At 49.7% G+C, this 19,856-nt stretch carries 15 protein-coding genes and 1 pseudogene; 5 read left to right on the top strand and 11 right to left on the bottom strand.

Going from position 1 to position 19,856, the window contains the following annotated elements; translation table 11 throughout:
• Positions 1 to 23: 23 nt before the first annotated feature.
• On the bottom strand, positions 24 to 1,541 hold the full coding sequence (locus tag ACUZ8J_RS11635; protein WP_446693906.1) for a methyl-accepting chemotaxis protein: 1,518 nt from the start codon (positions 1,539 to 1,541) through the stop codon (positions 24 to 26).
• A 470-nt stretch (positions 1,542 to 2,011) separates the two neighbouring features.
• Here ACUZ8J_RS11635 and pheS point away from each other — a divergent pair, with 470 nt between their 5' ends.
• From pheS to lpxM, 4 genes are all read left to right on the top strand, one after another.
• Positions 2,012 to 2,995: a phenylalanine--tRNA ligase subunit alpha gene (gene pheS / locus ACUZ8J_RS11630; RefSeq protein ID WP_446693905.1), complete on the top strand. Its 984-nt coding sequence runs from the start codon at positions 2,012 to 2,014 to the stop codon at positions 2,993 to 2,995.
• A gap of 14 nt (positions 2,996 to 3,009) precedes the next feature.
• A complete protein-coding gene (pheT, locus tag ACUZ8J_RS11625) occupies positions 3,010 to 5,397 on the top strand; it encodes a phenylalanine--tRNA ligase subunit beta (RefSeq protein WP_446693904.1) in 2,388 nt (795 codons plus the stop codon).
• Positions 5,398 to 5,400: 3 nt separating this feature from the next.
• Complete coding sequence (gene ihfA / locus ACUZ8J_RS11620) at positions 5,401 to 5,697, top strand: integration host factor subunit alpha (RefSeq protein ID WP_011716870.1); 297 nt, start codon at positions 5,401 to 5,403, stop codon at positions 5,695 to 5,697.
• 96 nt (positions 5,698 to 5,793) lie between these two features.
• Positions 5,794 to 6,732 (top strand): lauroyl-Kdo(2)-lipid IV(A) myristoyltransferase, encoded by a 939-nt coding sequence (lpxM, locus tag ACUZ8J_RS11615; protein ID WP_089067917.1) that lies wholly within the window; start codon positions 5,794 to 5,796, stop codon positions 6,730 to 6,732.
• Positions 6,733 to 6,848: 116 nt separating this feature from the next.
• Here lpxM and hypA read toward each other — a convergent pair whose 3' ends face one another.
• The 7 genes from hypA to fdhD all read right to left on the bottom strand — a co-directional run bounded on the left by hypA (position 6,849) and on the right by fdhD (position 13,800).
• On the bottom strand, positions 6,849 to 7,205 hold the full coding sequence (gene hypA / locus ACUZ8J_RS11610) for a hydrogenase/urease nickel incorporation protein HypA (protein ID WP_374917320.1): 357 nt from the start codon (positions 7,203 to 7,205) through the stop codon (positions 6,849 to 6,851).
• On the bottom strand, positions 7,205 to 8,224 hold the full coding sequence (gene hypE, locus ACUZ8J_RS11605; RefSeq protein WP_011626302.1) for a hydrogenase expression/formation protein HypE: 1,020 nt from the start codon (positions 8,222 to 8,224) through the stop codon (positions 7,205 to 7,207). The genes hypA and hypE overlap by 1 nt, the downstream gene beginning before the upstream one ends.
• The gene (gene hypD, locus ACUZ8J_RS11600; RefSeq protein ID WP_446693903.1) at positions 8,217 to 9,356 is read right to left on the bottom strand and encodes a hydrogenase formation protein HypD; all 1,140 of its coding nucleotides are present in this window, start codon (positions 9,354 to 9,356) and stop codon (positions 8,217 to 8,219) included. Before hypD ends, hypE begins: the two co-directional genes overlap by 8 nt.
• Before the next feature lie 59 nt (positions 9,357 to 9,415).
• Positions 9,416 to 9,661, bottom strand: a complete 246-nt coding sequence (locus ACUZ8J_RS11595) for a HypC/HybG/HupF family hydrogenase formation chaperone (protein WP_089067914.1) — start codon at positions 9,659 to 9,661, stop codon at positions 9,416 to 9,418.
• Positions 9,661 to 10,422, bottom strand: coding sequence for a hydrogenase nickel incorporation protein HypB (hypB, locus tag ACUZ8J_RS11590; RefSeq protein WP_446693902.1), 762 nt, complete (start codon positions 10,420 to 10,422; stop codon positions 9,661 to 9,663). The genes ACUZ8J_RS11595 and hypB overlap by 1 nt, the downstream gene beginning before the upstream one ends.
• A 212-nt stretch (positions 10,423 to 10,634) precedes the next feature.
• Entirely contained in the window at positions 10,635 to 12,956 is a 2,322-nt protein-coding gene (locus ACUZ8J_RS11585) for an FdhF/YdeP family oxidoreductase (protein ID WP_446693901.1), read from the bottom strand.
• A complete protein-coding gene (gene fdhD / locus ACUZ8J_RS11580; RefSeq protein ID WP_446693900.1) occupies positions 12,940 to 13,800 on the bottom strand; it encodes a formate dehydrogenase accessory sulfurtransferase FdhD in 861 nt (286 codons plus the stop codon). The genes ACUZ8J_RS11585 and fdhD overlap by 17 nt, the downstream gene beginning before the upstream one ends.
• 171 nt (positions 13,801 to 13,971) lie before the next feature.
• Here fdhD and ACUZ8J_RS11575 point away from each other — a divergent pair, with 171 nt between their 5' ends.
• The gene (locus tag ACUZ8J_RS11575) at positions 13,972 to 14,850 is read left to right on the top strand and encodes a LysR family transcriptional regulator (RefSeq protein ID WP_109285904.1); all 879 of its coding nucleotides are present in this window, start codon (positions 13,972 to 13,974) and stop codon (positions 14,848 to 14,850) included.
• A gap of 4 nt (positions 14,851 to 14,854) precedes the next feature.
• Here ACUZ8J_RS11575 and hypF read toward each other — a convergent pair.
• From hypF to ACUZ8J_RS11560, 3 genes and pseudogenes are all read right to left on the bottom strand, one after another.
• Positions 14,855 to 17,372: pseudogene (gene hypF / locus ACUZ8J_RS11570) on the bottom strand (carbamoyltransferase HypF).
• A 71-nt stretch (positions 17,373 to 17,443) separates the two neighbouring features.
• Entirely contained in the window at positions 17,444 to 19,294 is a 1,851-nt protein-coding gene (locus tag ACUZ8J_RS11565; protein ID WP_446693899.1) for a NiFe hydrogenase, read from the bottom strand.
• A complete protein-coding gene (locus ACUZ8J_RS11560; RefSeq protein WP_011622590.1) occupies positions 19,275 to 19,853 on the bottom strand; it encodes a HyaD/HybD family hydrogenase maturation endopeptidase in 579 nt (192 codons plus the stop codon). Before ACUZ8J_RS11560 ends, ACUZ8J_RS11565 begins: the two co-directional genes overlap by 20 nt.
• Positions 19,854 to 19,856: the final 3 nt, after the last annotated feature.

Raw genomic sequence — 19,856 nt, 5'->3', positions numbered from 1 at the left:
GCTAGACTGAGACTTTTTAAGAATTAGACTTTTAGCCCAACCATCAGTTGATCAAGTTGGCCTGCGGTGGCTTGTAATTCATCACAACCCGACACAGATTGGTTCGCCGATTGCTCGACATCGTGGGATTGGTTGCGAATTTCCATCAGATTGGTGGCGATTTCGTTAGCCACGGCCGATTGTTCTTCCGCAGACGTGGCAATCAACACACTCATTTCGAACACGCGGCTGCTGTGGTGGGCAATGGATTCGAGATCTTTACCCGTTTGCAGCACATGTTGTTTGCCCTCACTCGCTTGGCTTACGGTGCGCGACATCACTTGAGTCAAATTGCGGGTACCCTGTTGCAGCGATTCGATCATCGACTTAATTTCAACCGTTGCCGCCTGGGTGCGGCCGGCAAGGGTTCTCACCTCATCGGCCACCACCGCAAAGCCACGGCCTTGTTCGCCGGCGCGCGCCGCTTCAATCGCGGCGTTTAACGCGAGTAGGTTAGTTTGTTGCGAAATGGCATTAATGGTCGACACCACTTCATCGATTTTACTGGCGTTTTCGTTGAGGATATTGACCGCATCTGAGGCGGCAGAAATCTCATCCGACAGTACATCAATTGCGCTTACCGTGGTTTCAATATCCTTAGAGCCCGCATTGACCTGCTGATTCGCCTCTTGGGTTTCGGCGGAGGATTGCTCGGCGTTGCGCGCCACTTCTTTAACCGCAGCGGTCATTTCTTCCATCGCCGTGGCTAAGGAATCGAGGTGCTGACGTTGATTGACCGCAAGGGCTTGTCCTTGCTGTGCCGTGCTTCTAAAAGATGAAACCACTTCGCGGATTTTACTGGTGGATTCAGCAATTTGCTTCACCAAGTTGTGTTGACGCTCGACTAGAGTGTCGATGCTAATGGCTAAGATGCTGAATTCATCTTTCACTTCGAAGAAGTTTAATCGGCCAGTCAAATCTCCCGAGGCTGCGCGTTTAAGTGCCATCACTGTGGTGTAGAGCGCACCGCCCACAAAGGTGGAGATGTAGTAGCTAAACAGGAAGAGCACGAATAACAGCACTGCCATTAGGCTGTAGACTAAGAGATTGTCATCGGCTAAAAGGGCGTTCAGTTGACGATCGTCGACGGGAATGATGGTCAGCATATTTTGATCATTAACCGAGCTAACCGCCCGATTAGGTGAACTGCTGGTATCAATACCGCCCCCACTGCGTGCAAGGGTTTGTGCGCGGCTATCGGCTTCAGAAAGCGTGACAATCTGAACATTCTCGATGCCTTGGCTCAACAGATTAGGTAAATTTTGCCTTTCTTGCTCGGGTAGCTTGCTAGAAACATGCGCCGCAAGTTGATTGATTTTCTCTGAGGTGTCTTGGATGCCATGCAAATGGCTTTCGAGCAGGGTATCCCGAAACTGAGTATTTAAAAATACCGCTAATCCCACAATCATAAACATGGGGACTAGGGCGAGTATTGCAAATTTTGTTTTTAAGGTCATGTGGATAAGATATTGATCTATCCAACGAAATTTTACTTCTTTCATTAGCGCCTCGATAAATTGGGCTGTGACCAAAGGGATATCGGTCGGTTTGCCATAGACTTTATGCTTTTTTGTTTAGTAAGCAGTTGCTTGTATTATTGTTGTCCAATTGCGGCACTTTTGTTTCTTTTGCTGCAATTTTGGCAAGGTACAAACATAAGTTTACAGTTTAGTTACATGCGTCGCTAGTGGGGAATATATGAAGCTGTGATTGCTGAAAAATGCATCAATTACTTTTTTAAGTGTCCAGCTACAGGTGATTTTTGGGGGTAACACATGAATTTGCATGATAAAAACCCCGAATAGACCCTAGTAATATGCCGCCCGCTCGCGTAGAATTTCTATCCTTTTATTTCGTTATGGCTAGCAATGCGTCTGGCATTAACGCCCGATAACCTGAGCACCGAAATAGCCTGAAAGTTTGGCGCCCATAGCACTTGTTTATCAAGCGCGACTATGCAGTGGAAGAGAAAATGCAGCAGTTAACTGAGATCGTAGCACAAGCCTTAGTCATTATTGACCAGGCCAGTGATCTAAAAGCACTGGATGATATCCGTGTCGATTACCTGGGTAAGAAAGGTAAGATCACCGACATGATGAAAATGATGGGTAGTTTAAGTCCTGAAGAAAAACCCGCTTTTGGTCAGGCGGTCAATGATGCGAAACAGGCCATTCAGCAGAAATTAACTGAGCGCATCGACGGCCTGAAAAGTGCTGAGCTGGAAGCCAAATTAATTGCCGAAAAGATTGATGTGACGTTACCTGGACGCACTATCGAAATCGGTGGTTTGCACCCAGTGACGCGCACTATTGAGCGTATCGAAACCTTTTTTGGGGAATTAGGGTTTTCGGTAAAGCAGGGGCCAGAAATCGAAGATGACTTCCATAACTTCGACGCCTTGAATATCTCTGAGCACCACCCAGCGCGTGCGGATCACGATACGTTTTACTTTAATCCTAAGCTGATGCTGCGAACCCAAACCTCGGGCGTGCAGATCCGTACGATGGAAACTGAAAAGCCGCCATTGCGAATTATTTCTCCGGGCCGTGTGTATCGTAACGACTACGACCAAACTCACACACCAATGTTCCATCAAGTGGAAGGTTTGCTGGTAGATGAGCACGTTAACTTTGCCGAATTGAAAGGCGTGTTGCATGACTTCCTGCGTAACTTCTTCGAGGAAGATTTGCAGGTGCGTTTCCGTCCTTCTTATTTCCCCTTTACTGAGCCTTCTGCTGAAGTGGACGTGATGGGTAAAAATGGCAAATGGTTAGAAGTGTTAGGCTGCGGTATGGTGCACCCAAATGTGCTCCGTAGCGTGGGCATTGATCCAGAAAAATACTCTGGTTTTGCTTTTGGTATGGGCGTTGAGCGTTTAACAATGCTGCGTTACGGCGTAAACGATCTACGTTCGTTTTTCGAAAACGACCTGCGTTTCCTGAAGCAATTTAAATAACGGAGCTGTATAGCATGAAATTTAGCGAATCTTGGCTTCGTGAGTGGGTCAATCCTGCCGTTAGCCGTGAAGCATTATCCCACCAGATCACTATGGCTGGACTCGAAGTTGATGGCGTTGATGCCGTGGCTGCCGAGTTTAATGGTGTCTTGATTGGTGAAGTGGTCGAGTGTGGCCAGCACCCTGATGCAGACAAACTGCGCGTGACCAAAGTCAGTGTCGGCAGTGGTGAGCTTATCGATATCGTTTGTGGCGCACCAAACTGCCGCCAAGGCTTAAAGGTTGCCGTAGCAATGGTTGGCGCGGTACTGCCAGGCGATTTTAAAATTAAGAAGGCTAAGCTGCGTGGTATGCCCTCTGAAGGCATGCTGTGTTCGTACAGCGAGCTTGGCATCGACATCGACAGTGATGGCATCATTGAACTGCCATTAGATGCCCCATTAGGCACGGATTTACGTGAGTATCTCCAGCTTGATGATGCCGTGATTGAAGTCGATTTAACTGCTAACCGTGCCGATTGCTTAGGTATGGTAGGTTTGGCCCGTGAAGTTGGCGTGTTAAACCGTCAAGCGGTAACCGAGCCACAGTGGCAAGCCGTGACGCCAACCACTGATGCCAAAGTGGCTATTAACGTCAAAGAAACCGCAGCTTGCCCACGCTACTTAGGCCGTGTGGTGAAGAATGTGAACGTGAAAGCGGCAACACCTCTGTGGATGCAGGAAAAATTGCGTCGTAGCGGTATCCGCTCAATCGATTCCATCGTGGATATCACTAACTTTGTGTTAGTTGAATTTGGTCAACCGATGCACGCCTTCGATTTAGCTAAATTAACTGGCGATATCCAAGTGCGTTTAGGCAATGGCGAAGAGAAAATCACTCTGCTCGATGGCAGCGAAGTGACCATTCCAAGCGACACTTTAGTGATTGCCGACGATGCTCGCCCATTAGCGCTTGCTGGCGTATTTGGTGGCGAATATTCGGGTGTGAGTGACACCACGCAAGACATTCTGCTGGAATGTGCCTTCTTCGCACCGTTAGCGATTATGGGTAAATCACGCCGTTTAGGTCTGCATACTGATTCATCACACCGTTTCGAGCGTGGTGTTGACCCTGAGATGCAGCATAAGGTTATGGACCGTGCGACTCGCTTAGTGTTGGATATTTGCGGCGGTGAAGCGGGCCCTGTGGTTGAAGCCAAGTCTGACGCTGATTTACCAAAGCCTGCGCAAATTCTATTGCGTCGCAGTAAGTTAGATAAAACTCTGGGCCACCATGTTCCCGATAGCGACGTGGTTGAAATCCTCGAACGTTTAGGTTTTGGCGTCGTTGTAGGTGAGGGTAGCTGGCAGGTCACCACCGCCACTTACCGCTTCGATATGGCGATTGAAGAAGACTTAATCGAAGAAGTCGCCCGTATCTACGGTTACAACAACATTCCAAATATTGCGCCTGTGGCGTCACTGCGGATGTCAGACCATAAAGAAACCGACTTAAGCCTCAAGCGCGTACGTTCGCTGTTAGTGGCCCGAGGTTTCCAAGAAGCCGTGACTTACAGTTTCGTCGATCCTAAGCTGCAAAATCTGGTTCATCCAGGTGAGCAAGCCATGGTATTACCGAACCCGATTTCTAGCGAAATGTCGGCCATGCGTTTGTCGATGTTCACAGGATTATTGACTGCGGTTGGCTACAACCAAAGTCGTCAACAGGGTCGTGTGAGACTTTTTGAAACTGGCCTGCGCTTTGTTCCTGATATTAATGCAGAATCAGGTGTAAGACAGCAAGCTATGCTCGGTTGCGTCATAACTGGCCTCCAAAATGACGAACATTGGGCTATGGAATCGAAAACTGTTGATTTTTTCGACCTTAAAGGCGATTTAGAAGCAATTATCGGCTTGACAGTTTCCGCATCAGAATTTAGCTTTAGAGTAGCGACGCATTCTGCTCTTCATCCAGGGCAATGTGCTGAAATATTGAGAAATGATCGAGTGATCGGTCATATAGGTGCTATCCATCCTAGTTTGGAGAAGCCTTTTGGACTCAATGGTAAAACCATCGTTTTTGAGTTGGAATTGGATGCTTTATTGCATACCAGTTTACCGCTAGCCCAAGCTGTATCTAAGTTCCCGGCTAATCGTCGTGACATCGCAGTAGTCGTAGATGAAAGTGTATCTGCAGGCGATGTAATGAAATTGATAAGAAAAGTTGGCGAAAATCAGTTGGTTGGCATAAACTTGTTCGATGTATACTTAGGTAAAGGTGTTGAGCCCGGCAAGAAGAGCTTGGCGATAGCACTTACATTACAAGACACTACTCGTACACTTGAGGAAAAAGAGATCGCTGAGACAGTAGATTCAGTTGTTTCTGCCCTGAAGACCGAGTTCAACGCATCGTTGAGGGATTAAAGTATGGCACTTACCAAAGCCGAAATGGCAGAACATCTTTTTGAAACACTAGGCATTAACAAGCGTGTCGCCAAAGAGATGGTTGAGTCGTTCTTTGAAGAAATTCGAGGCGCACTTGAAAGTGGTGAGCAGGTCAAGTTATCTGGCTTTGGCAACTTTGACCTTAGGGATAAGAATCAAAGACCGGGAAGGAACCCAAAAACAGGCGAGGATATCCCGATTTCCGCTCGCCGTGTCGTGACCTTCCGTCCCGGCCAGAAACTGAAAACTCGCGTAGAAGCTGCTAACGCGGGCAAGTAATTTCTTAAAGTTTGATAGGAAAGCCACTCCATCGCGAGTGGCTTTCCTATTTTCTTCCTATGTGAATTCAGTCTTTTACTGTCTGAGGTGATTTCTTTGTCAAGACAGCCCAAACATTTTGACCGACGTTTTCAACTGGCCTTATTGCACCCTAAATATTGGGTCACTTGGTTGGCGATCGGCCTATTAGTGATTTTTGGGATCATGCCCGCGTGGCTGCGTGATCCTATCGCCAGAACCTTGGCCAAACTGGTGGCACCTATTGCGAAAAAGCCGATAGGTATTGCCAGAGCGAACTTAAAGGCGTGTTTCCCTGAAAAATCCGCCGCAGAGATTGAAGCCTTAATCGATGAGAACGTGCAGAACTTCGTCTTAGTGCTGTTATCTCAAGGTGAGCTGTTGGTACGCTCAAAGGTGCATTTACGCCGCCGTGTGAATCTCATGGGCTTTGAGCATGTGCAAGCGGCACAAGCGGAAGGGCAACCTGTGATATTTATCATGCCCCATGTGTGGCCTATCGATTATGCGGGACTGAGGTTAAACCTCGACTTGCCCATGGTGACTATGGCAAAGGCCCATAAAAACGCGCTATTTAACTGGTTTAATAATAGGGTACGTAGCAGTGGCGGTGGCCATGTTTATATGCGAGAGGCGGGGATCCGCGCCTTGTTGGCCGAATTAAAACAGAACAATAGCTTTTTCTACTTGCCCGATGAAGATTTAGGCCCAGATCAGAGCGTGTTTACCCCGTTTTTAGGCACAGTTAAAGCGACTTTACCCGTGGTTGGCCGCTTAGCTCAGGCGGGAAATGCCCAAGTGCTGCCGGTAAAAATTGGTTATAACCAAGCTTCACGCCAGTTTGATTTAACTGTGATGCCCGCCATTGCCGCCGAAGACATGGTCGGTAAAGAAAACGAAGCGTTGGCGCTGAATAAAGCGGTTGAGCAAGTGATCCTCGCTTACCCTGAGCAATATATGTGGTTCTTAAGACTGCTTAAGACCCGTCCCGAAGGGCAAGCTTCGATTTATCAATAGCGACTTGTCCATAGTGAAAGTCGCGGCTGGCAAACCAATAAAATGGGCTTTAAGTGAAATACTTAAAGCCCATTTTTTATCAAGTGTGAATAATTAAGTAAGAGGCTTACAGCCACTCAACGCTCGTCCTCTTGCTCCATTTCGAGCTGCATCAGCAGCATATCTTCGCCATCTAATACCCGCGTATGGTAGCTGTGACAAGCAGGACAGACGATAGAGCGCTCAGCAAGCTCAGACTCTTGGTGGCAATCCAAACAGGCAATCACCAAGGGTTGCAGTGTCATCCGCAGTTCAGCATCACGGCAGATCCCATCGAGTTTAAAGGTCTCAAAGGCGGTCTCAAGCAAGGCGGGCTCGACCCCGCTCATCACACCGAGTTTGATATCGACGCGGGTGATTTTATTGGCACGATTGGCCTTAGCGTGTTGCTCGCATTGCTCAATCAAGGCGCTAACGATGGAATATTCGTGCATTAACAAATCCTTGGCAGCAGTTCACCCTGGGGCAGGTCTAAGTAACGTTTGGTATTCCATGGCGTTCTTAAGATCACTTTTCCAGGAAGTTCGTCGCTGACGGTGCCGATGATGGCCGCCTGCTCGCAATGACCAAAGCGCTGCATGATTTCTAAGGCGCCTAGGGCGATATCGTTAGGGACCGCCAAGATAAAGGTGCCTTCATTGGCTAAATCCATGGCCTCAAAGCCATAGAGTTCGCACAAGCCTTTGACTTCATCGCAAACCGGAATACTGGCTTCATTGACGGTTATCCCGACATTGGCGGCCGCCGCCCACTCGTTTAACACGGCAGAGAGCCCGCCACGGGTCGCATCACGCATCGCATGAATGGGAATATTCGCTGCAATAAGCTGCTCAACCACGGGCCAAAGAGTGGCGCAATCGCTTTGCAAAGCCGATTCGAGGGTCAGGCCTTCGCGCGCCATCAGAATCGCGGCGCCATGGCAGCCCACATCGCGGGAGACAATGATTGCATCCCCCGGTGCGACATTCGCCGCCGAGATATTTGGACGTAAAATGCGCCCAACGCCTGAGGTATTGATAAACAAGCCATCGGCACAGCCCTTAGGCACGACCTTGGTATCGCCACAGACGATTCTGGCGCCGCTCTGTTTAAGCTCCTTCGCCATGCTGCGCACAATAGTGGTTAACTGATTGAGCGAAAAGCCTTCTTCGATGATCACGCTGCAACTTAAATACTGTGGCTCGGCGCCCATCATGGCGAGATCATTCACAGTGCCGGCGATCGCCAACTTGCCAATATCTCCGCCGGCAAAAAACAGCGGTGATACGGTAAAGGAATCTGTGGTAAAGGCGGTCGCGCCTTGCAATTCAAGCTTGGCCGCGTCTTCTTCGCTACGCAGGATCGGGTTATCGAACTCGGCAAAAAACAGTTCACGAATGAGTTTATTCATCTCTTTGCCGCCACCACCGTGGCTGAGTTGAATCGCTTTATCTTTGGGTTGGAAATCAGCCATGGTGTGGCTCCTTGCTATCTATGCCTTGATAGCGGTAATACGCATTACACGCGCCTTCGGAGCTAACCATACAGCTACCGAGAGGAGTTTCGGGATTGCAGCCGCGGCCAAAGACTTTACAGTCCTTAGGTTTGGCAAGCCCACGAAGAATATCGCCGCATTGGCAAGCCTTATGATCGTCAATCTCTTTGACGGGTAATCTGTCCTTAAAGTACTTCTCGGCGTCCCTGTGGGCGTATTCGGGTCTTAACTCAAGCGCCGAGTTGGGAATGGGCCCAAGCCCGCGCCAACGAAATTGCGGCCGAGTCTGGAAAAATTGATCCACCTTTGCCTGAGCGGCAAGATTGCCTTCCTCTGATACGGCGCGGCTGTATTGGATATCTAATAGCGCCGTTCCCGCCACCTTTTGCCGCACAATGCGCAGGATGGATTCCATCACATCGACGGGTTCGAACCCCGATACCACTACAGGCGTACCGTATTGCTCGACGGCGGGGCGATAGATTTTGGCACCACTGATCACGCTGACATGGGCTGGGCCAATAAACGCATTGACCCTAGCTTTAGGGTCGTGCATCACAGCATCAATCGCGGGTGGAACTAAGACGTGGTTGATATGAAACAACAAATTAGCCAGCTTTTCCTGCTCGGCCAGTTGCAGCAGCACCGCGGTCATTGGGGTTGAGGTTTCAAAGCCAATGGCGAAAAACACCACGGTTTTATCGGGATTGTCGCGGGCGATTTTGAGCGTGTCTAAAGGGTCATAGATAGGGCGAATATCACAGCCCTTGGCCCTGAAACTGGCAAGTGAGCCTTGGGAGCCGGGGACGCGGATCATATCCCCTAGGGTCACTAAAATCACATTCTCTTGCTGGGCGAGCACTGCGGCTTGGTCAATTCGCTCCTTGGGCATCACACACACTGGGCAGCCGGGACCGTGGATAAATTCAATATTTTCTGGCAATAAATCCAGTAAGCCGTATTTCATGATGGTGTGGGTATGGCCGCCACAGACCTCCATGATATTAATAGGCTCTTTAAGTGCGCGGGCGCATTTAGCGATATCCTCCGCAAACGAGGCTATGGTATCGGGGTCGCGAAAGCCTTGATAAAGTTGTTTTAGGTCAAGCATCTTCAGTCCTTGCGCAGTTTTTGGCTGTTATTTGTTATCACTTTTACTGCGGTGATTACTTAATGCGTGGTCTCAGCTTCAAGTTTTGAAACTATCTCTTTATATAATTCAAGGCTTTGTAGTGCATCATTGCGATCAATTTTATTCATCACAAAACCAATATGGATAAGCACATAGTCACCAATGGCTAAAGGCTCAGTCATCAAATGACTGCTCACATCGCGCCTGACACCTAGCGTATCGACGGTGACCGATTGACGCTCGTTATCGACGGCCACGACTTGGGAGGGAATAGACAGGCACATTATTGTGGCTCTCCCGAAGCGTGGTGATGGTTGTTGTTCAGCCATGCAACGACGGCACGCATGGAATCACCATCCTTAATCGAGACTTCCAAAATCTGTGTGTCGGGGTTGAGCTTCTTAAGTTGGGCTTTGGCCTCGTCAACACTGAAATCGAAGTAGGGCAAGAGATCACACTTGGTGATGAGCACCAGATCGGCGCGGCGGAACATGACGGGATATTTCTCAATCTTATCATCGCCTTCGGGAACCGAAAGCAGCACGATATTTTTATGGGTGCCGACATCGTAGCTAGCGGGGCAGACGAGGTTTCCCACGTTTTCGACAAAACAAATATCTAAGCCTTCGAGTGGCAAGTGATGTAAAGCACCGTGCACCATAAAGGCATCGAGGTGGCAGGCACTGCCGGTTTGAATTTGATGGGCTTGAATGCCTTTGGCGATTAAGCGGTCGGCATCGCGGGAGGTCTCTAAATCCCCTTCAATGACGGCGTAGTTGAGGGCGGTGTACTCTTTTAAGTGTTCGAGCAGGGTGGTTTTGCCGCTGCCTGGGCTACTCATTAAATTGAACGCGGTAATATTGTGCGCCTCAAAATGCGCGCGGTTATGGGCGGCTTCAACATCGTTTTTATCGAGAATTTTATGGATCACCGACAAGGTTTTTTTATCGTTAAGCTGAGGATTGGTGTGCAATTCCTGATGGTGATGCAGGTGGCCGTGATCATGGGAATGGCGGGGTAAGGAGCAGCCGCAGTCTTTACACATCTTATATTTCTCCTTGTCCTAGGCAAAATGCCTCTTTGGGCGGTATTAGCCTGACAATATGCTGATGCTATTAAATAGGGTTAATTTGATTACGCTAATGTTAAGTGTGATACAAATCGGCTGTGGATTCTTTGATGTTCGTCAGGTTTATTTGGATAAACAAAGACCAAAGAAAATTTCTTTGGCCAGTGGGGATAATGCGCTTACGTGGCTTAGCGTTGAAGGATGTTGATTTTGTTGCTGCTCGCGGGGGTTAAGATAACGGGAACCGATTTTGAGGTCGGGGTGTAGGAGCCTACGCCCACACTGTCGATGGCGACTAAGGGATTGGTCTCTGGGTAATAGGCGGCGATATTGCCCTTGGGGATCTCGTAATAAATCACCATAAAGTCATATACTTTGCGTAATTTGCCATCGTTAGTGAGCGATTGGATATCGACTAACTGGCCATCGCTAAACCCCTGCGCTTTGGCATCATCACTGTTCATAAACAGCACATTGCGCTTGCCCTTAATGCCGCGGTATCTGTCATCCATGCCGTAGATGGTGGTGTTGTATTGATCGTGTGAGCGCAGACTCTGCAGCAGTAACACTGGCAGTGTACTGGTCAGGGCCTGACTCGAACAATCGGCGATGATGGACTCGGGTAAAGCACAGGCGTTAAATTCAGCCTTGTGGCTTTGGGTATGCCAGTCGAGCTGCGCGGCATTATTGGTTAAATGGAATCCCGCTGGGACGTTAATTTTTTGATTGTAGTCTTCGAAACCTGCAATGGTTTGCTCAATCAAATCGCGGATCAGGCTGTAATCATCCCTTAGGGCTAACCAGTCAATTGACTTGGTACTGGTTGCATTCATTGATGGTGGTTTCACAGCCAAGGTGGCATGTGCCATGCGCGCCACAATATCGATTTCCGACAGGCTGAGTGGCGATACCGCATCGTTCATCCCAGTTGAGGCGTGCACCATGCTAAAGGTATCTTCGACGGTGATTTTTTGAATGCCGTGTTTTTGCTTATCGAGTTCGGTGCGGCCAAGGCAAGGTAAGATCAGCGCATCTTTGCCGACCTGTAAGTGACTACGATTGAGCTTAGTACTGATTTGCACATTTAAGCGCGCTTTTCCCATGGCGCTATAGGTAAAAGCGCTGTCGGGCGCTGCGGCGGCGAGGTTTCCGCCGAGGCAGATAAGTACTTTGCTTTGCTCACACTCTAAGGCCTTTAAGGCTTCAACCACGTTATGACCTGCAGCGCGGGGTAATTGGCAGCCCAAATACTGCTCTAAACGGTCAATAAATTCGGCTTTGGGTTTTTCGTTAATACCCATAGTGCGGTTACCCTGCACATTGCTGTGACCGCGCACAGGGCAAAGGCCTGCGCCAGCTTTGCCAATTTGGCCGCAGAGCAGATGCAGGTTGATGATTTCGCGGATGGTATCGACGGAATGTTTATGCTGAGTGATGCCCATGGCCCAGCAGCTGATCACCGTCTTGCTTTGGCTAAAGACTGTGGCGGCTTGAATAATATCGGCCTTGGATAAGCCCGATTGGGCTTCAATCTGTTGCCAGTCGGTATGACGGACACTCTGTTCATAGTCTGCGAAAAACGCAGTGTGGGTGGCGATAAACTCCCGGTCGATACACTTTGAGTTCGACTCAAGGATATGCTTTGCCATGCCGCGAATGGCCGCCATATCGCCGCCCAGCAGCGGCGTGAGGTATTGATGGCTAATGGTGGTCGCAGCGGGAGTTAATAACTCAGTTGGACTTTGTGGGCTGGCGAATCGCTCCAGCGCCACTTCTTTTAAGTTATTGAAGGTGACAATTTTACAACCCTGTCTGGCGGCTTTACGTAGGGCATTCATCATCCGTGGATGGTTGGTGCCGGGATTTTGTCCGAAGACAAAAATCGCCTCGGCCGCATCGAAATCGTTTAATACGACTGTGCCTTTACCGACACCAATGGCTTGGTTGAGTGCCACACCGCTGGCCTCGTGGCACATATTCGAGCAATCGGGGAAGTTATTGGTGCCATACAGTCGGCCAAACAATTGATAGAGATAGGATGCCTCGTTACTGGCGCGGCCCGAGGTGTAAAACTCCACCTGATTGGGATCGCTAAGGCCATTGAGCGTATCAGCAATCAGCTGAAAGGCATCATCCCAGCTGATGGGTTCATAGTGATCGGTCGTGGCGTTATAGCGCATAGGTTCGGTCAAGCGGCCCTGATATTCGAGCCAATAGTCGGTCTGCTTAGCTAACTGGCGCACCGAATACTCGGCGAAAAAGTCGCGGTCAACAATCTTGCCCGTCGATTCCCACGCCACGGCTTTGGCGCCATTTTCGCAAAACTGAAAGGCGCCGGCCTTGTTATCGCCCCAGGCACAACCCGGGCAGTCAAAGCCATCGGTTTGGTTTACCCTGAGCAGATTTTTGATATTTTGCTGGGTCTTTTGGCTACGCAGCACATGCTTTAAGGTCGATTGCAGTGAGGGGAAGCCGCCGGCTTTGGTCGGTTTTTCAATATGAACAGGCATAAAATTCTCCGCGATTGCATTGGAATGCAAGGCTTTCATCAAATATGGAGTAGTGGATTGGCGGATCAAACTTAGGAATATGGACAAGATTAAGCTGGTATTTCAGCGCCAGTTTCACCGCGAGCTGGCTCGGTGATGCGAGACTAATCAGATGGTTAGCACCATAGCGCACCGCCTTTTGGATTAACTCGCTGCTACAGCGACTGGTCATCAGCAGCGCCTTGGCGCTGCGTTTTTGCCGCCGCAGCACGCCAATGAGCTTATCTAACGCATTATGACGACCGATATCTTCACGACACTCAAGGATATTACCAGCCTCATCTAAGGCAAAAGCCGCATGGATAGCGCCGCTGCGCTGCGCCTTAAGTTGATGTGTATGTATTTGCTGTTTGAGGCTGTCGACATGCTCAAGCACCAAAGGAGCGCAGGCGGGTAATGGCGGTAAATCTGGTAGGGCATGTCCTAGGGCTTCCACACCGCAGATCCCACAGCCAGTTGCGCCGACGAGCCGTCTTTTACGTTGTTTAAGGGCGATTAAACAACGATTGGCCAAAGTCACATCGAGCATTACGCCGTCTTGGACGGGAGTGATATCAATCTCATGCACATCTTGGTCTTGGCTGATAATGCCTTCTGCGAATAAGAAGCCAATCACAAAATCCTCAAAGTGATCGGGCGTTATCATCATCACCGCATAGCTGATGCCATTGAGGTTGATGGCGGCTGCGACCTCTTCAACCAGATGCGAGTAACGGGTGTTAGGCTGTTGAGCCGCGTTTGGGCTGTGTTGAGAACCAGGGCAGAGCCTTGGATCATTCGCCGAATCGAGTGGGTGAGTTAGCACGCATTTCAACCTGAAATTGGATGTTGATCACATTCTAGGGAGGGTTTACGCGCTAGGCCAATCAAACTATTTTATGGATTGATAGAAGATTTCTATTAAACTATGGATACCAATAGGGTTTGATTTTTCAGATTTGTCTAAAGCACTGTATCTAACTATGTCGAAAACACTATGAATATTCGCCACCTGCATTACTTCCAACAACTCGCGCAATTACAGCATTTTGCCAAAGCGGCGAACGCCTGCCATGTGACGCAACCGACACTCTCTGCGGGGATAAGCGCCCTTGAAAAAAGCGTAGGCACAGAGCTTGTGGTGCGGGGGAGCCAGTTTGTGGCGCTCACGGATGCGGGACAGATCATGCTGCAATACGCCGAGAGAATGTTGCAGGAACAGGCAGCGTTGAAGCAGGAGTTGAGTCTGTTTCGTGGCCAGCTCACGGGTTCGTTACGGATTGGCATAGTGCCGCAATCGAGTATCGACATCATGCCGTTGATTAAGCTGTTTAATCAGGCTTATCCCAATATCAGCATTAAGTTATCTGTGATGACCAATGGGCAATTGATTGAAAATCTTAGTCTGCATAAAACCGATATTGGCCTTGGGTTTGACGAACAACTCACCGAGGCTAATCGGCGCAGTTTTGTGTTTTATCCGCAGCGGGCCAATCAAATGGCGCTGTTGTCCTGTGATTCGGTTGATGGCAGTGCAAGTAAATCCTTGTCTTTAGCGGACATAGGTACGCGTCCCTTAGTGCTGCTGAGTCAAAATATGCAGTTTAGAAAATACATCGATAATGCGATGGCGCAGGCGGGGATCGATTTTAATCTGGTGCTAGAAACCGACTCATTATTCCACTTAATCGGCGCGGTAAAGCATGGTTTAGGCAGTGCTATCGTCAGCCGCGGTATTGCCGAATCGGTGGCGCAACTCTTTGGGATCCCGTATCAGCTGTTAGACGGAGTCAGTTCAGGGCAAACGGTCTTTATGACCCGTAAGCACAGCATTACGCCCGCAATGAAAGCCTTTATGAACCAGCTTGAGTCTTAAACCATCACTGGTTATTGCCCGCGCTTTGATGGATACCATACCAAAGCTGCCCGAGGGCGATACCGCCATCGTTGACGGGAATATGTTTATTGGCCAGCACGGTATTACCCTGTTGGTGCAGTTTACTGAGGCAATATTCGAGCAAATATTGGTTTTGAAACACACCGCCGCACAGCACTACGGGCAGAGTTGGGTAATGCGCGGCATAACCACAAACGGCATCCCCCACACTATGTAAAAAGGCGCGGGCTAACTGCGCTTGCCGAACGTCAGTGAGCGGCACTTCGGTAATCAGCGTGATTATCTGCTTAAAGAGCTGGCTACTGCGCCAGATATGCGGTTCGTGCATCGAGCTATCACTGGATATATCTGAGATTTCCAAGGGCAAGTCGAGCATCAGCGTTGGCAGTTGTTTGGCATCGGCCCGTCTTGCTGCCGCTTCAATTAACATACCCGCTTGACCTTCAAATTGAGTGGTGTCGATAAAGCCTAAGGCGCAGGCGAGGGCATCGAACAAGCGTCCCACCGAGGAGCTATTAATCCCATGGCCGTTTTGCCAGATCCGATGCAGATTGCTTAAGGTGATGGGGCTTAAGGTTGTCAGAATCGGCAACTTAAGGGCTTGCACTTTCTCGAGACTCATCTGCTGAAACAGTAATGCCAGCAGCAAACGCACAGGTTGTTTAATTGCCTGTTCTCCACCGAGCAAGGGAATTGCCTCGAAATGGGCAAGCCGCTCGGCGCCGTTAAGGGTGGTCAGTAAGACTTCGCCGCCCCAGAGGCTGCCATCATCACCAAGCCCTGTGCCATCGAAACTAAAGCCTAATACTGGTTCTTGATATTGATTGATGGCCATCACGCTGAGCACATGGGCATGGTGATGCTGCACACTTAAGGTTTGGATAGGCTGTATGTTTTGGCTTTGCGTATCCAGGCTGTGCTGTTGCTGCGTCTGTGCCCAGCGCGATGGTGCGTAGTCTGGGTGCTTATCGTGAACAATCAGCTCGGGGCTGAAATGATACAGACGGGCGAAGGTCGCCAAGGTGCGTTCGAAGTACTGCTCGGCGCTGACACTAAAGAGATCGCCAATATGAGGGCTTAAAAACACATTCGAGCCAAAACCTAAAGCAATGGCATTTTTTTGTTGGGCGCCCACGGCAAGAATGGAGTGACTCAGCGGTTTGGGTAACGGGAAGCTTAATGGCGCATATCCCCGCGCTAAACGCAGCACTTGTACCTGTGGCGCACAGCCATTTGGCGGTTGGATAAGTTGCACCACGCTGTCATCACAGCCGTTGAGTATGGGGCGGTTGTGATCGACTATGGCATCCACTACATGGCCTAGTTGACTGATAAGCTCATCACAATCGGTGATAATCGGCTCGCCAGAGACATTCGCACTGGTCGCGACCAGTGGGCCGTTAAATTGCCCGAGCAGTAAATGATGTAGCGGTGTGTAGGGCAAAAATATCCCGAGTTTTGGGATATTAGGCGCAATCTCAGGGCTCAGATTGTGTTTATCCTGCGCCTGCATCAGTACGATGGGCCGCTCCTGCGCGCTTAAGGTTTGCCACTCTGCCTGTGTGCCCGTTACATAGCGTTTTGCCACTTCGATGCTCGGCATCATCACCGCTAGCGGCTTGGCTTTTCGTTGCTTGCGCTGCCTTAATTGATTGACGGCTTGGGTGTTGGTTGCATCACACATTAAGTGGAAGCCACCTAAACCCTTTATCGCAAGAATCTGCCCTTGAGCCAGTTTCTGCCGCCGCTGATAATACTGCAAGGCTGTTATCTTGCAAAGCGGACAAGGAATTAGGTGCAAGTAACTCGCCCTGAGGCGATTTTAAACTCAATAGAGGACCACACTTAGGGCAACTCACAGGCTGGGCGTGGTATCTACGATTAAGGGGATCTTGATAAGCCTTGGCGCAGTCGGGGCACATGGCGAAATCCGCCATGGCGGTATGATGGCGATCGTAGGGCAAGGCATTGATAATGGTGTATCTTGGGCCGCAGTTAGTGCAATTGGTAAAGGCATAGCCAAAGTGACGGTCCTGCGGGTTATGCATATCGCCTAAGCAATCCTGACAGGTACTCTTGTCGGCCGATACGGCAACCAGCGCGGCTAAATGATGCTCACCAGATTCATCACTTTGGTCATCGCCTTGGCTATCACTTTGAATAATATCGAAGCTAGTCTCTTCAAGCTTTAGGGTTAACTGACTCTGAGTAATCTGGTCGATGCGCGCCAGCGGCGGCGGATTGGTGGTTAACTCACGCACAAAGCTATCCAAGTGTGTGGTGGGGCCTTGCAGCTCAATCATCACGCCATTGGCATTATTCAGCACTGTGCCGGTTAATTTAAGTTCACTCGCCCAGCGGTAAACAAAAGGGCGAAAGCCCACACCTTGCACAATGCCCGTGATATGGAATTGGCGGCGCTCGAGTTGCTCGGTTTGATTGGCGGGTGAGGTGGCTTTTTTCAATCTCGGTATTCTTCGCTTATCTGGCGGCATCTGCATGGAAGATAAAACATTTTATCCTCCATGCGTTAGCGATATCTGAATGTAAGGTTAGCGGTGAGCGGGTGTTGTTAAAGGTTATTTAACTGCCGCTGCTTCACATAGAGCGCGCCTACAGCTAGGTTGTCGCCCTCTAAGTCCAGACAGCGATTGACCAATAGCGGGAAGTTTTTCCCGAGCCGCAGGCTAATACGCTTGCAGAGGGTTTCGTTGGCTAACTCATTGCCCGCTAACGCAATGTTGTGTACACCGATATTTAAGTCAATGTGTTCCAGCCAATTCGCGAGGTAGTCGGCGAGGGAGTCCTGCATTGCAAAGGCCAGTTGACTCGGATCGCTGTGCCCTGCAACGCGAAAACTCAGCAGCGTGCCTAGGGTTTTACACCAATTCAGGCTGCGGTGGGCCTCGCCTTTGGTGAGGGGATAATCGATGCGCGGCGCATTCGCACCGTGGTAACGCATGGCGGCGGCGAGCAGTGCATCGCTCAAATAGGTTTGAGATTGGGTTTCTTCCTGCGGATTTAGGCCAATCAATACTGCCGCAATCGCCCACAGACTCTGAAGATTATCACGTCTGCCGTTAAGTTTTAGGCTCAGCAACTTTAAGTAATCTTCTGGAAACAAGCTCTTAAATTTTTGCGCGACGGCTTTTTGTGGACTGCTGTCGAGGCAATGGAAAATCTCGTAACCATTGTCGGGCAGTTCGGGGAGGGCGAAAAACAGTGAGGTGTCTCCCTTATTGTCGCAGGTGACGATTTGGCCAGTGTGGTGATGGCTTAAGTAAATCACCGCCGCATTTTTAGCCTGCTTATGGGTCGTAAATTTACCATTAAGCAGCGCTGCAAACAGGGCTGCATCCGCTATGGTATGGTCTTCCTCACTCGCGGCATATTCAGCTGTCTCGGCCTTACTTGGTATGGCCTGCACAGTCAATAAACCTTGGTGTGAACGGGTTTTCTTATTGGCTTGCCATTTGGCCTTAAAGCCTAAAAAGTGGATGTCTTCTCGCAGAGGCTCCGGCGCACTGAATTGCTTAATGGTTTGCGGCGCTGTGCTTTCGGTTGTGTGGCTGCCTAACTGAGCCCAAGCGCCATCGACCCAGGCGAGCGCCGGCCTCTGGTGCGCACCTTCAAGATACACCCAATCGATACCTTTTTGCCGCAGGATTTCACTCAGCACTAACACCACTCGGCTGTAACCAAAGCAGATATCGTAGAGCGGTGCGGGCTGCTTTTGATTATCTTGAGTTGGTCTGACACACATCAGCGGTTTTTCGATGCTGGATAGGGCGAGGACTTGATTATCCTTCAGGCAAAAATGCGCGTTGAGGGTATTGGGATTACAAATAAGCAGTTGCGGTCTGGACGCTGTTGTATGGGCAAAGGGCGTTAGGCTTAATTGCACGCCTTCGCTGGCTAAATCTAGTGAGCCTTGGCTGATAAGCTGCGCGGCCATCGCCTTGAGATCGGACAGCGTTAACGCCTTTTGGGCACTGGTTAAGCGCTTTTCTCCGTGGCAGCAAGTACAGGTTAAATCGAGCTGACCAAATTGCGCCGCCTGATTATCACCAAATCGGGGATAACACTGCTGGCAAAAAGCCGCGACCGATTGCACGTTAAGCGCACCCTCAGTGGATGGGACGGTCAATAATGTCCGCTGGCCCTGCGGCGCCTCAATCGCATGAATGCCTGAGTCGACCAGCCAGACTGAAATTAAAAAGTCGGCGGCGATCGCCTCGGCTAATTGTTCTAGCTGCGTTTGTTCGCCTTGGGCCTCAATAAAATAAGTGTGCAAACCAAAATCTTGCTGACTGTCGCAGCCGATGCTGATATTGAGTGCATCGTAATTTAGGTATTGATTACATAAATGCGCATACAAAGGCACCTGACGCGAGCAGGTAAACTCAAATCTGATGTGTTTCATCTTCTATATTTTCACCAGTAGTGACGCCACGTTTGTAAGAATTGGGGATCAGCGAATCGATACTATGCTCGGCAATGCGTGTCGCGGTGAACCCGAGGGAGGCTAAGTGGGTTAACAGGGTTTGTTCCATCAAGGGGACTGCGGCGGCTACCTTAGTGGTCAGTCCCAGTGTCATCGGTTCTAACACGGTAGGGGTGACACCTAACACAAAGGTTTTGGGTCTGTCGCCCACCATTTCCATCATATTGAGGGTTTGCAGCATTTCGACTTCATGGGCGCTTCCTTGCCAGTCGATTTCCTGCGGGGCTTTATCAAAATCAAAGAAATACACTTCGCCAGCCTCGACACCGTTGGCATTGACGGTATCGACTACGATCAAATAATCGTATTGGCAAATAATTGGAATGAGTCCCTGGGCCAAGGTGCCGCCATCGAGCATCTCCAGCTGGTGGGACTCGTGTGTGAACTGATAATTCTCAGCGATGTAATTGACAAAATGTACGCCGATGCCTTCATCGGCGTACAGGACATTGCCAATACCCAGTAGCAATATCTTCATTGG

The sequence above is a fragment of the Shewanella sp. Koi 1 genome, from assembly GCF_052907445.1.
Note: the sequence above shows the minus strand (reverse complement) of the source record. Positions and strands in the feature narration are given on the sequence as shown.